The sequence below is a fragment of the Leeuwenhoekiella palythoae genome, assembly GCF_020310025.1.
In the GTDB taxonomy this organism is placed as follows: Bacteria; Bacteroidota; Bacteroidia; order Flavobacteriales; family Flavobacteriaceae; genus Leeuwenhoekiella; species Leeuwenhoekiella palythoae.
In genome coordinates this window covers 3,380,845-3,394,700 of record NZ_CP084318.1, presented here as the reverse complement: position 1 = coordinate 3,394,700, position 13,856 = coordinate 3,380,845, and the positions used below count along the sequence as shown (strand labels likewise).

At 40.4% G+C, this 13,856-nt stretch carries 11 protein-coding genes; 5 read left to right on the top strand and 6 right to left on the bottom strand.

What is annotated here, in order from left to right:
- Positions 1-9 precede the first annotated feature (9 nt).
- The gene (locus tag LDL79_RS14500; RefSeq protein WP_225599982.1) at positions 10-720 is read left to right on the top strand and encodes an RluA family pseudouridine synthase; all 711 of its coding nucleotides are present in this window, start codon (positions 10-12) and stop codon (positions 718-720) included.
- A gap of 210 nt (positions 721-930) precedes the next feature.
- Here the strand turns inward: LDL79_RS14500 and LDL79_RS14495 are convergent, their stop codons facing one another.
- The 3 genes from LDL79_RS14495 to LDL79_RS14485 all read right to left on the bottom strand — a co-directional run bounded on the left by LDL79_RS14495 (position 931) and on the right by LDL79_RS14485 (position 3,773).
- Positions 931-1,179, bottom strand: a complete 249-nt coding sequence (locus tag LDL79_RS14495; protein ID WP_072979377.1) for a hypothetical protein — start codon at positions 1,177-1,179, stop codon at positions 931-933.
- A gap of 137 nt (positions 1,180-1,316) precedes the next feature.
- A complete protein-coding gene (locus LDL79_RS14490) occupies positions 1,317-2,189 on the bottom strand; it encodes a DMT family transporter (RefSeq protein WP_317197757.1) in 873 nt (290 codons plus the stop codon).
- Positions 2,190-2,210: 21 nt separating this feature from the next.
- Complete coding sequence (locus LDL79_RS14485; protein ID WP_225598224.1) at positions 2,211-3,773, bottom strand: hypothetical protein; 1,563 nt, start codon at positions 3,771-3,773, stop codon at positions 2,211-2,213.
- Positions 3,774-3,900: 127 nt separating this feature from the next.
- Between LDL79_RS14485 and LDL79_RS14480 the strand changes: the two genes are divergently transcribed.
- The 4 genes from LDL79_RS14480 to leuB all read left to right on the top strand — a co-directional run bounded on the left by LDL79_RS14480 (position 3,901) and on the right by leuB (position 8,279).
- Entirely contained in the window at positions 3,901-5,073 is a 1,173-nt protein-coding gene (locus LDL79_RS14480; protein ID WP_225598223.1) for a 2-isopropylmalate synthase, read from the top strand.
- A 95-nt stretch (positions 5,074-5,168) separates the two neighbouring features.
- The gene (gene leuC / locus LDL79_RS14475) at positions 5,169-6,554 is read left to right on the top strand and encodes a 3-isopropylmalate dehydratase large subunit (protein WP_167597306.1); all 1,386 of its coding nucleotides are present in this window, start codon (positions 5,169-5,171) and stop codon (positions 6,552-6,554) included.
- A complete protein-coding gene (gene leuD / locus LDL79_RS14470; protein WP_225598222.1) occupies positions 6,555-7,139 on the top strand; it encodes a 3-isopropylmalate dehydratase small subunit in 585 nt (194 codons plus the stop codon).
- A 24-nt stretch (positions 7,140-7,163) separates the two neighbouring features.
- Positions 7,164-8,279 (top strand): 3-isopropylmalate dehydrogenase, encoded by a 1,116-nt coding sequence (gene leuB, locus LDL79_RS14465; RefSeq protein ID WP_225598221.1) that lies wholly within the window; start codon positions 7,164-7,166, stop codon positions 8,277-8,279.
- A gap of 193 nt (positions 8,280-8,472) precedes the next feature.
- On the opposite strand, the gene LDL79_RS14460 is transcribed toward leuB, so the two are convergent.
- The 3 genes from LDL79_RS14460 to LDL79_RS14450 form a co-directional block, all read right to left on the bottom strand.
- Positions 8,473-9,000: an SRPBCC family protein gene (locus LDL79_RS14460; RefSeq protein ID WP_225598220.1), complete on the bottom strand. Its 528-nt coding sequence runs from the start codon at positions 8,998-9,000 to the stop codon at positions 8,473-8,475.
- Between the two features lie 211 nt (positions 9,001-9,211).
- Positions 9,212-10,663 carry a TolC family protein gene (locus LDL79_RS14455; protein ID WP_225598219.1) on the bottom strand — a complete coding sequence of 484 codons (1,452 nt, stop codon included), beginning with the start codon at positions 10,661-10,663 and terminating at the stop codon, positions 9,212-9,214.
- Complete coding sequence (locus LDL79_RS14450) at positions 10,644-13,850, bottom strand: efflux RND transporter permease subunit (RefSeq protein ID WP_225598218.1); 3,207 nt, start codon at positions 13,848-13,850, stop codon at positions 10,644-10,646. Before LDL79_RS14450 ends, LDL79_RS14455 begins: the two co-directional genes overlap by 20 nt.
- Positions 13,851-13,856: the final 6 nt, after the last annotated feature.

Below are 13,856 nucleotides of genomic sequence, written 5' to 3'. Positions count from 1 at the left end.
GTCTTTCCTCTGAAAAATCAAGCAATACATAGCACAAAAGAGAATCTTCAAGTCCTTTATGAAGACAATCACCTTATTGTCGTCAATAAACGACCTGGAGATATCGTACAAGGTGATAAAACCGGAGATAAGCCACTAAGCGAGGTGGTAAAAAGTTATATCGCAGAAAAGTACAATAAACCGGGAGCTGTTTATCTCGGCGTCGTCCATCGCTTAGACCGCCCTACGAGTGGCATTGTGATCTTTGCACGTACGTCGAAAGCCTTACCGAGACTCAATAAGCTGTTTGCGGCAAAAGAGGCAAAAAAAACCTATTGGGCATTAGTAAAGGAAAACCCGCCTAAAACTTCAGATAGGCTGGTTCATTATTTAAAACGAAATCCTAAGCAAAACAAGTCGTACAGTCACATCAACGAAGTGCCTGATAGTAAAAAAGGAATTTTAGAATACCGTGTACTCAAAAAATTGAACACATATTCTTTACTGGAAGTCGATTTACATACCGGACGCCATCATCAGATTAGATCCCAATTATCAGCGATTGGATGCCCGATCAAAGGAGATTTGAAATACGGTTTTGACCGAAGCAATCCTGACGGAAGCATACATTTACACTCACGCAAATTAACGTTAGTACATCCTGTACAAAAGAAAGAAATGACTTTTATTGCAGATCCGCCACTAGATGATAATTTGTGGAGAGCCTGTTTAGATGATTAATAACTCTAGCTTAAATTGGAATTGCATTTTAAAAAAACCGCCTCCATAGAAACACTTGGTAACCATTTTAAGGCATTACTTGGAAAAAAATCCCATTTGAGTGATCTTGAGGACTAGCGGAACATAGTTTCAAAGCCTTCGGCGATGCCAATAAAAAAAGCTCTTTCTTGCGAAAGAGCTTTACTATATAATTTTATAACTTTCAGAAAATTAAGCTGCATTGTTATGCGGAGCCCAGTGTGAGCATAGCATTTCTGGAGCTGCTTTCTGAGGATTTGCACAAGTAGGGCCGTGAAAACGAGCACAGTTTGCGCAATTAGGATCATTTTTAAGTTCTGCTTTCATTGAAAAACTATCACAAGTGTAACCTGCAGTTACTTGTACATCGTGAAGTTTACATTGATTTGATGCTGTTAAATTTTCGCAATTTGAACAACTATTTCCGAGTCTGATAGCCATAACGTTTCTTTTTTAGATTAATACTGAAATAAAGGTACAGGCTATTCTAGCAAGAATGAATTTAAATAGCTGATTTTGAATGATTTGTATTTAGATTGTTTAAAAACAATTATTCCTTTACACTCACAGTCAACCGTTTAGGCTTTCGGTTTAACATTACGTAAACTTTCTATGATCACTGCACTAATGATCAAAACTCCGCCTATTATAGTGCTCCATTGCGGCATTTCCCCTAAAAGTAGAATCCCTAAAGCGATCCCATATACCGGCTGCACACTACTTATAATACTTGCAGTAGTGATGGAAAAATGTCTAAAGGTCAATAAAAATAAGGTATGCCCTAAAGCTGTAGTGAGCAACGCTAAGGCTAAAAGCCAAACGAGATTTTCCTGAAGTGCTTCAACACTGGTTTGAAAACTCAATGGAATTAATGCAATTCCTACAATAAGTGCTTGATAGGTCATTAATAAACTACCGTGGTATTTTTCCACCTGTTTTTTCATCAAAATATTACGCAAGGCATATGCCAATGCCGAACCTAAGCCAAAAGCTACCGCCTGTGTATATTCATTCTCAAAATCCAGATCAGGTATTAAGAACGCAATACCGGCGAGTACCAGCAATCCCAAAAATAAATGGATTTTCTGAAATGGAAGTTTCAACAACAATGGTTCTAAAATACTGGTTAACGCGGGATAGGTGAAAATGGTAAGCATTCCAATAGCGACATTACTCAGTTGCAATGCTTTGAAATAGGCGACCCAATGAATGCCCATTAAAATTCCGCCTAAAATCACCTTAAAACAATCTTCTCGATCTATTTTTAGACTGATCCTTTTCCATTTTAAAAATATAAACAGAAACCCTACTGCTAAGAGTGCGCGCCAGCCAATGGTTACCACAGGTGGCAAAGTGACCGCTCTCCCTAAAACACCGCTGGTACTTACCAAGAGCATTGCTAAATTAAGCTGTAGAATATTTTTGAAATAGGAATTTTGGGTTTGGGTCAAAACAAGAATTTTCTTCTAACACTAGCGATTAAGCAAAGATGCTTTTTCTTTAATAATATCGGCAACAGGGCGGTTTTCAATTCGGCTATCCAACCAAGAAAGAATATCAAGGTATAAAAATGCCCGGCGCTCATACGGATCATCTTCATAGATTTCTAGCCTATTGCGTAGTTTTTTGAATTCGTTTTTCAATTCGCCCGGGAAGATCTCACCTAGATTTCTTAGGAATTTGATCATCTCCTTTTGCACCTCGTGCAGGTCATCCATCTTGATCAAAAACTTATAAGTGCTACGTAAAAGCGTTTCTAAGTGATAATCCATTCCGGCTTCATAATGCGCCACAAGATTAAGAATACGTGCAAAACACATTAAATCTTCGCGCATTTTGAGCGATTTATTGTTGATAATTTTTCCAAGATACTCGATGCACTTTTTATTCTGACCATTTCCAAAATACAGACTAGCGATCTTGTAATAAAACACCATTATATGGTGTTCATCCATGCGTTGCCCCGACTGCTTCAGGTATTTTTCAATCTTTTCTATAAGTCCGTCATCTGTACTGAAATCACCCACCATAAACTTATGATTCAGCTTGTGCGAGTACACATATAGAAATTCTAAAATCTCCAAATTATCACTGTGCGGAAAGTCTGTAGAGGCTAAACGCGTTTCTAGTCGAGCAAGGACTTCTTCAAATTTGGTGTGATGTTTCAAGAAGAATAACGACTCTAGCAAATAATGATTTCCCTTAAGATAAAACACCGGATTACGGGCGATCATTGACGGTGTTTCTTCAAACAACTCTACGTAGCGCGTGGCATATTTAAAGCAGCTTAAAAAATCCTGAATTAAAAAACTATACCAGAGGTAGGCCTTATTCAGCCAGAGCTTCTCCCGAAATCCTAGATCGCTCATTTTATATTTGGGCATCGACTTCGTGAAAAATTGAGTGATCTCGCGTTTCTCTTCATCACTACGCACATATCCGGTTTTCAACATCAAACCATACAGCTGAAGCGATAAATTAGAGAGTTTGCTGGTCATCAAATTCTGCTGACTAAGGATCTTAGCTTCGTTTGCCAACTCTTCTGAGCGGGTGCTCATACTACGCGTGATGTATTGACTTTCGATCACTTTTTCAAGCTCAACGATCTCATACGCCACATTTTTTTCTTCATTTTCAATTGCCATATGCTTGGCTTTCTCCAGAAGTTTTAAGCTTTGTTGATATAAGCCTTTTTGATAAAGCACCGTAGCAAAATCTAACTGTTCTCGTATTTGAACACGTATATTTTGATGCGCCGGACTCAAACGCAGCGAGATCAAAATCTGCTTATAGAGATGTGCCTTGAGGTTAGACAGCTGTTGTTTTTTGACAATATTCTGCTTAAAAATTTCGCTTTCATCATAGGTATTCATTTTATCCAGCAGGTTAAAAAGCTGTAAATACTTAGAATCTGCGTTTCCGTCTAGGCGACCTACGTAAAGTTTAAATTGTCGTTTTTCAGACTTTGATAACGACTTGATGAGCACGTAAAGCGAATCTTTTGAATCATTTGCTGTTGTAATGATTTTACGCATAAAATATTGTTTATCAGTACTTTAAATAAAGACGTTTTTGCTTAAACATCGTAGGTTATTTTGCTTTGGTAACCTCAAAAGTACTACCAATATATATATTCACACTTAAATTGAGAAAAAAAGCACTATGACCGATAACAAAGTCCAAATTTTTGACACAACACTACGAGACGGGGAGCAAGTCCCAGGCTGTAAATTAGACACCCAACAAAAGCTAATTATTGCAGAACGTCTCGACCTGCTGGGTGTTGATGTTATTGAGGCCGGTTTCCCTATCTCTAGCCCCGGTGATTTTAAATCTGTTGAAGAAATTTCGCGTTTGGTAAAAAACGCAACGGTATGCGGTCTTACCCGTGCCGTTAAAAAAGATATTGAAGTAGCTGCTGAAGCTCTAAAACATGCTGTAAAGCCACGTATTCACACAGGAATTGGCACCAGCGACTCGCACATTAAATACAAGTTCAAATCAAATCGTGAGGACATTATTAAACGTGCTTACGATGCTGTGGCTTATGCAAAAACCTTTGTAGAAGATGTAGAGTTTTATGCTGAAGACGCTGGCCGTACAGACAATGAGTATCTGGCACGTGTATGTGAAGCTGCTGTAAAAGCAGGTGCTACGGTCCTTAATATTCCTGATACTACAGGATACTGCTTACCCGAAGAATACGGAGCAAAAATGAAATACCTTATGGAAAACGTAAAAGGTATTGACAAAGCCATTCTATCTTGCCACTGTCATAACGATCTGGGCCTTGCAACTGCCAACTCTATTGCCGGTGTGGTTAATGGTGCGCGACAGATAGAATGTACTATAAACGGTATTGGCGAACGTGCCGGAAATACCGCTCTTGAAGAAGTCGTGATGATCTTACGTCAACATCCGGACTTAGGTTTAGATACTAACATCAATTCTCGTCTACTTTGGGATACCAGCAAAATGGTAAGTGACAAAATGGGAATGCCGGTACAACCTAACAAAGCAGTTGTCGGCTCTAATGCTTTTGCTCACAGCTCAGGGATTCACCAAGACGGTGTGATCAAAAACCGCGAGACTTACGAAATTATGGATCCAGAAGAAGTTGGTGTTACCGAAAGTGCAATCATTCTTACTGCACGTAGCGGTCGCGCAGCTTTAGCGTATCGTTCTAAAAAAGTAGGCTACGAATTAACCAAGCTTCAGTTAGATGATGTTTATGAGGTCTTTCTTAAATTTGCCGACAAGCAGAAAGAAATTCACGATGAAGACATTCATGAAATCATGAAAGAAGCAAAAATTCAGATGCAAGTCGAAGCATAACACATTATAAATTAAACTATTAAATAAGGATTCTTGAATTAGAATCCTTATTTTTTCATATAATCTAAGTGTTCTCAGGAACCAATTACAATACAATGGCAGGAAAAACCCTATTTGATAAAGTCTGGGATGCACACGTGGTAGACACGGTGCCTAATGGCCCACAAGTACTTTATATTGACAAACACCTTATTCACGAGGTAACCAGCCCGCAAGCTTTTTCAGAATTAGAAGAACGCGGCATCCCCGTAGCACGCCCTGATCAGATCGTGGCAACTGCAGATCACAACACACCAACAGTAGATCAACATTTGCCGGTGCGTGATGTATTATCAAGAAATCAGCTGAAACAACTTTCAGAAAACTGTGAAAAACATGGGATCACGCTTTATGGTCTTGGTCACAAATACAACGGAATCGTACACGTGATGGCTCCCGAATTAGGAATCACACAACCGGGAATGACGATGGTTTGTGGGGATAGCCATACTTCTACTCACGGTGCATTTGGTACGATCGCTTTTGGTATTGGTACCAGCCAGGTTGCTCAGGTTTTTGCGAGTCAGTGTTTATTATTGACGAAGCCGAAAAGTCTGCGGGTAAACGTAAACGGAAAATTAAAACCTAACGTGCTTCCTAAAGATGTAATTCTTTATGTGATCTCAAAAATTGGTACTAACGCTGGTACCGGATATTTCTGTGAATATGCAGGAAATGTCTTTGAAGAAATGTCTATGGAAGGCCGTATGACGGTTTGTAATATGAGTATCGAAATGGGTGCGCGAGGCGGAATGATCGCTCCAGACCAGACTACTTTTGACTACGTTCAAGGGCGTGAGTTCGCTCCGGAAAGTGCAGAATGGGAAGAAAAATTGGCCTACTGGAAAACGCTTCCTACAGATGCTGATGCGGTTTTTGATAAAGAATACTCGTTTGATGCAGAAGACATCGAGCCAATGGTTACTTACGGTACAAACCCGGGAATGGGAATTAAAGTTACTGGAACCATTCCAGATAAAGAGGATGTAAATCTAGATAAGGCACTCGCTTATATGAACTTTAAAAAGGGAGAAAGCCTTATTGATAAACCTATCAATTATGTATTTATTGGTAGTTGTACCAATTCACGTATTGAAGATTTCCGCATTGCGGCAGATTTTGTAAAAGGAAAACAAAAAGCACCAAATGTAAACGCCTGGTTGGTTCCGGGATCTCAGCAAGTTGCTAAACAACTTGTTGAAGAAGGACTTGATAAGGTCTTTACTGAAGCCGGATTTGCATTGAGACAGCCCGGTTGTTCTGCTTGTTTAGCGATGAACGATGATAAAATTCCGGAAGGTGAATATTGCGTTTCGACATCAAACCGAAACTTTGAAGGACGCCAAGGACAAGGCGCTCGTACGATTTTAGCGAGTCCGCTAATGGCTGCCGCCACCGCCGTTGCCGGAAAAATTACAGACATTACAAAACAATTAAACTAGATGGAAAAGTTTACAAAACTTACCGATACCGCTGTTCCGTTACCTATTGAAAATATAGATACTGATCAGATCATACCTGCGCGCTTCTTAAAATCTACCGACAAAAAAGGCTTTGGCGATAATGTTTTTAGAGATTGGAGATTTAAACAAAACGGTGAAGTAAATGAGGATTTTGTTTTGAACGATCCTACGTACAGCGGTCCTATTTTAGTTGCCGGAGATAACTTTGGTTGTGGTTCTAGTAGAGAACACGCCGCCTGGGCGATTGCAGGATATGGTTTTAAAGTAGTGATCAGCAGTTTCTTTGCAGATATTTTTAAAGGAAACGCGCTTAATAACGGTATTCTTCCTATTCAGGTAACTCCGGAATATTTAAAAGAACTTTTAGCACTTGTTGCTGAAAAACCGGAAACCAAACTCACCATCGATCTAGAAAACCAATTATTGAGTACCCCTGCGGGCGAACTCGAGTTTGAGATCGATCCGTATAAAAAGGTTTGTATGATCAATGGCTATGATGACATTGATTTCTTGATCAGTAAAAAAGATAAAATCGAAGCTTTTGAGCTTGAACGCAGCTTCTAACTAATAAATGATAAAGTAGCACTTATGAAATTTAATATAGCACTTTTGGCAGGAGACGGTATTGGCCCTGAGGTCACTGAGCAAGCCGTCAAAGCGCTTGATGCAATCGCAGACGTTTACAATCATACATTTAAATTTAATAAGGCCCTGGTAGGTGCTTGCGCTATTGATGAGACGGGAGACCCACTTCCTGAAGATACGATCAAGTTGTGTCAAGAAAGTGACGCGGTACTTTTTGGTGCCATTGGTCATCCTAAATACGACAACGATCCTTCAGCAAAAGTTAGACCTGAACAAGGTTTATTAAAGCTGCGTAAGTCGCTTGGTCTATTCTGTAACATCAGACCGGTAAAAGCTTACGAGCGCTTGATCGAAAATTCTCCGTTGAAAAAAGAGATCATCAGCGGGACTGATATTTCTATCTATCGCGAACTTACCGGTGGAATTTACTTTGGATCAAAAGAATTAAGCGAAGACGGACAAGTAGCAAGCGATGGTTGCTCCTACTCTGTTGAAGAAATCACGCGTATTGCGCATCTAGCCTTTAAAGAAGCGCAAAACCGAAGAAAAAAATTGACGCTTGTAGACAAGGCAAACGTGTTAGAAACTTCGCGGTTATGGCGTAAAACCGTTACCGAGATCGCTAAAGAATATGATGATGTAGAACTCGACTTTTTGTTTGTGGATAATGCAGCAATGCAAATGATCTTAAATCCGAGTCAGTTTGATGTGATCTTAACCGAAAATCTTTTTGGAGATATCATTTCTGATGAAGCATCGGTAATTGGTGGTTCTATTGGGCTTTTGGCTTCTGCTTCTGTAGGAAGTACAGTTGGAATGTTTGAACCTATTCACGGTTCTTTCCCACAAGCAACCGGCAAAAATATTGCTAACCCACTGGCTTCTATTCTTTCTGCAGCAATGATGTTACGCCATTTGGATCTTCACAAAGAAGCAGATGCTATAGAAAAAGCAGTAGAAAAGTCATTAGAATTAGGGATCACTACTGGCGATATCAATCCTAAAAAGCCATATAGCACAACCAAAGTGGGTGACTTTATCGCTGACTACATCACACATCCCGAAGATTCTAATCGTAATTTTAGAAATATTCACGCGGGACAAAGCACGATTATCTAGAAATAGATTTTAGACAGTAGACATTAGATTATAGATCTGAGATTTTAGAATATATCTTACCAAGGCGAATCTTAAGTGTTTCGTGGGAAACAGATTTTTAGTATCTACCTAAACCTTAGGAATTTCATACCCTTTGGCGGTGCCAAAAAAAAAGCGACCTGTTGGGTCGCTTTTTTTGTTCAGTGTCAGATTCCTAATTATCCTCGAGAATTTCCTTGACATTTTTGAGTCCGGCTTCAAAGTCTTTGCCTACCATTTTATCCATACTCATAAAATGCGTCATTACTGTAAAGGGAAACTTATTCTTTCCGCTAAAACCCCAAGCAACGTTAGTGATCCCGGGATTAGGTGTGCTTACCGCTAACCACGCATCGCTGGTACTTTTCATAGGTTTAATAAAGCGCAACTGACTTTCTATACGTTTACCGGGAATAATCCCTGTAATCTCTTGTTCGCCGCTTCCTACTTCTTTATTTCCATCCCATTTAGAAACGAAGCCCACAGTACCATCTACCCCTTCATAGACTTTCTTCATATCTGGATCCTTTCGGCTCCAAGGCGACCAATGATCTTGATTTTTTAAATACTTTAAATATTCAAAAACTTTATCTGCTGGTTTTTGAATGTTGATATCGCGCTTTACTACGTATTGCTTTTTGGCGGTCAAATGCAGAATAGCGATTAAAACTAAAATTCCAATGAGGATATAGACGAATAACATATCAGGTTGTTTGAGGTTGCTACAGACTAATGTAGAAAAATTTTAAATGTAATTCTCAAACTTTTTTAAACAACCACTTCCAAAACGATATTTTGTGTCTTAATTGATTTCAATAAAAAACCGCCCGGGACATCACCACCGGGCGGTTTCTAGTTTGCATGCTTCCGATATCAAAAGAAGCGATGCAAACAACCTCAACACTAACTAAAAACTAGTTCCAGCCGCCACCTAGCGCCTGGTACATATGCACATAGGCATTCATTTGAGCCATTTTAGTTTCCACTAAATCAAAATTAGATTCTAACGCATCGCGCTGCGTCATTAAAACTTCCATATAATCAGCTCTTGCCGAAGAGAACAACTGCCCTGAAATATTCACCGAACGATTTAATGCATCTACTTCTTGCGACTTCAGCGCAAAACTCTGTTCTAAATTATCAACCTTCGCTAGTTGGTTAGCCACTTCTATATACGCATTCAACACGGTTTGCTCATAATCATAAACCGCCTGAATTTGTTTTGCATTAGCACCTGCGTACGCTGCTTTGATCTCGTTTCTATTGATCAAAGGCGCTGTCAACTCTCCGGCAATCGAGTACAATAAAGACTCCGGAGTGTCTAGCAAATACTTGGGGTTGAACGCTTCAAAACCTACTCCGGCTGAAATGCCTAGCGAAGGATAAAAACGTGCTTTTGCCACTTTTACATTAAGCTTAGCCGCTTCAAGCGCTAATTCGGCTTGCTTGATATCGGTACGATTCTCTAAGAGTTGCGCGGGGACTCCAGACTGAATAACCCCAGGTTTCATTGCCATCAGATCTTGAGACCTGCGGGCAACGTGCTGCGGAAAGCGACCCACCAGAAAATTGATTCGGTTTTGAGCTTCTACAATGCGTTGCTGAATATCAAATTGCAAACTTTTAGTGTGCAATACTTCTGCTTCAAATTTACTCACTGCAAGACCTGTGGCACGTGCAGCTTCCTTTTGAAGTCGTACGATTCGATACGCATTATTCTGAATCTCAATATTTCGGTTTAAAATTTCTAACTGATTATCGAGTGCTAAAAGTTCGTAGTAGTTTTCAGCGATCTCGCCTACCAACTGCGTAACCATAAAATTTCGACCTTCTACGCTCGATAAATAATTAAAAACGGCTGCTTTTTTTGCGTTGCGTAACTTCTTCCAGATATCCAATTCCCAAGTCGCTTTGAGTCCGAAATCATAATTAGGTAACGGTTCCGGGAATTCTTCTCCCGGTCGTATATCTGTGTTGGCATCATTAGCTCCCTGACTTGTATATCTACCAACTTTTTCGGTTTCGGCACCGGCGCCAAAGCCTACAAAGGGTAAATACTCACCTTTTTTTGCTTTGATCTCTGCTTTTGAAATAGCAATTTCTTGCAGCATAATATTTAACTCTTGGTTATTTGCCAGAGCAGAATCTATAAGCACGGTTAAATAAGGATCTGTAAAATACTCCTTCCAGTGTATCAAAGCAGTGTTGGTCGTATCAGTCACCGCATAGTTGGTATAGCTTTGAGGGAGGTCTTTTAAATCGACCTCCCGCTCTGCTAAACCTGGTGCTTTACAGGCAGAAAATGCCAGTATGAACAGCACCATTACGGTATATAAAAATTGCATTTTATTTATCTTCTTGATCATCTTCTTCTGAATTTGAAAAACTATCTATTTCGTGTACAAAGCCTTCGGTTAAAGAACCGTCTTCTTCGTCTCTAATTAATTTTCTTCCGTCTGCGAGAGAGCCAAAAATGAAGTACAATCCGGGTACGATAATCACCCCGAAAATGGTACCGAATAACATTCCGCCTAATGCCGAAGCTCCAATCGTATGGTTACCAATCGCTCCTGCTCCTGATGCCAATAGCAACGGAATCAAACCGGCGATGAAGGCAAACGAAGTCATTAAAATAGGTCTGAAACGCACCTTTGCACCTTCTATCGCAGCATCGAGTATCGTGGCGCCCTGAGAGCGTTTTAATACTGCAAATTCTACAATAAGCACGGCGTTTTTACCCAGAAGACCTACTAACATTATGAGACCAATTTGGGCATAAATGTCATTTTGTAGTCCCATCATTTTAAGCACCATAAACGAACCAAACACCCCAACCGGAAGCGAGAACACTACCGATAACGGAATGATAAAAGATTCGTACTGTGCAGCTAAAACAAAGTACACAAAAACCAGAACGATCAAGAAAATATAAACAGACTCATTACCGCGGTTAGCCTCGTCATATGAAAGACCTTCCCAGCCAATGTCATATCCTTTGGGTAAGGTTGTCGCTGCTACTTCACGAATTGCTTCAATCGCGTCTGCTGTGGTATATCCGGGAGCCGGTAGACCGCGTATTGCCGCAGAATTATACATATTGAAACGCGTTACCTCGTTAGGCCCCTGTGTTTTCTTCAACGTCATAAATGCCGAATACGGAACCATTTCGCCATCCTCATTCTTCACAAACATATTGAGCACATCAGACGGTAATCTTCTGAATTTAGGATCAGACTGCACATACACTTTAAAGAAGCGACCAAACTTGATAAAACCTTGCTCGTAGGTACTACCTATCATAATGTTCAGGTTTTCCATAGCTTTCCCTATAGAAACACCTTTTTGCATCGCAAGATCATTATTAAATTCTAGCTCGTACTGAGGATAGTTTGCCGCAAAGAAGGTAAATACACCGGTGAGCTCTTTACGCTCTTTTAAATGATCTACAAACTCTTGGTTCACCTTATCAAAATCTTGATAATCGGTCTCCGTATTTTCATCTAGCAAACGCATTGAGAAACCACCAGAAGAACCAAAACCAGGGATGGCAGGCGGTTCAAAGAATTCAATTATGGCACCTAGCCCTTTTGATTTCTCCTCAAGCTCTTCCATAATTTCGGTAACATCGTGCTCACGCTCAGACCAAGGTTTTAAGTTGATCAAACACGTACCTGCGTTAGAACCACGACCTTCGGTCATAATCTCATAACCTGCAAGCGAAGAAACCGACTCGATCCCGTCAACTTCTTCAGCGATTTTCTGAAGTTCAAGCGAAACTTTATTGGTTCGCTCTAATGTTGCTCCCGGAGGTGTTTGAATGATCGCATAGATCGTACCTTGATCCTCACTAGGAATAAACCCTGACGGAAGCACTTGACTTTCTAAGAAAATACCAATACAGAAAGCAATCAAAATTCCGAAGGTTAACCATCTTCTACTCACGATACGCTTCAGTACTGCAACGTATTTACCGGTGAGGTTATCAAAACCACTGTTGAATTTATCCAGCGCACGCGTAAAGAGATTACGCTTCTTCTCTTTTCCGTGGTTATTTTTCAACAGCATTGCACACAATACCGGTGTCAGCGTCAACGCGATCAATGCTGAAATCACAATGGAACTCGCCATAGTAATCGAGAACTGTCTATAGAAGGTTCCTACGGGACCAGACATAAATGATATAGGTAAGAATACCGAAACCATTACACCGGTTATCGCTATAATCGCTCCACTTATTTCACCCAAAACTTGTTTAACGGCGAGATACGGCGATATATGCGGATGCTCTTCAAACTTGGCGTGCACCGCCTCGACGACAACAATCGCATCATCCACAACAATACCAATAGCCAGTACAAGCGCAAACAGCGTCACCATGTTTATCGAGATCCCAAAAAACTGAATGACAAAGAACGCCCCAATTAAAGAGACCGGCACTGCGATGATAGGGATTAACGTGGAGCGCCAGTCTCCTAAGAATATAAATACTACTAGTGCTACTAAAATAAAGGCATCACGTAAGGTGTCTATTACCTGTTCTATAGAAGAATCTAAGAATTTAGAAACATCATAACTGATTTTATAATCCATTCCCGGAGGGAAATCAGCGCGCATTTCTTCAAGTTTTTCCTTTACCTCATCAATAACGTCACTTGCGTTACTTCCGTAGTTTTGCTTCAATACGATCGCCGCAGAAGGGTGACCATCTAAGTTGGAGTAGATATCAAAAAAATCACTTCCTAACTCTACTTTACCAATATCTTTCAGGCGAATACTTTCACCTTCAGAATTGGCTCTAATAATGATATTCTCATATTGCTCAGGCTCGTTGTACCGACCTTTATAGGTCAACACATATTCTAAAGATTGTGCTTCTATACCAGAACTTCGTCCCAAGCGTCCGGGACGTCCCACGATACTTTGCTCCTGCATCGCTTCCATCACTTCATCAACCGAGACATCATAAGCACGCATACGATCTGGATTTAACCAAACACGCATTGCGTATCTACGGCTTCCTAAAATTTGAGAACGTGCAACCCCTTTTAGACGGTTGATCTCAGGAATCATTTTTACGTTAGCATAGTTGTACAGAAATTTTTCATCCATACTTTTTTCCTTAGAATACAGGTTCACATACATCAACATACTAGGCTGTATGGGTGTAATCACTACCCCTTCTCGCTGAACCAATTCGGGCAAGAGGGGCATCACCTGGTCAACCCTGGTCTTGACCCTCACCACAGCTTGGTTAGGATCTGTACCGGGTTCAAAAATGATTCTAAGCGTGGCCTCACCTGCACTGGTAGCATCGGTAGCCATGTAACGCATTCCTTGAACGCCGTTAATCGAATTCTCTAAGGTTACTAAGGTTGATTTTACTAATACATCTGCACTCGCACCGGGATACGCGATAAAAATATTTACCGTGGTAGGCGCGATTTGCGGGAACTGTGATATAGGCAGCTGCTTGATCGCGAGCGAACCTATAAACACGATAATAATCGAAATTACTATCGCAAATACGGGTCTGTGAATAAATCTACTAAACATTATTTT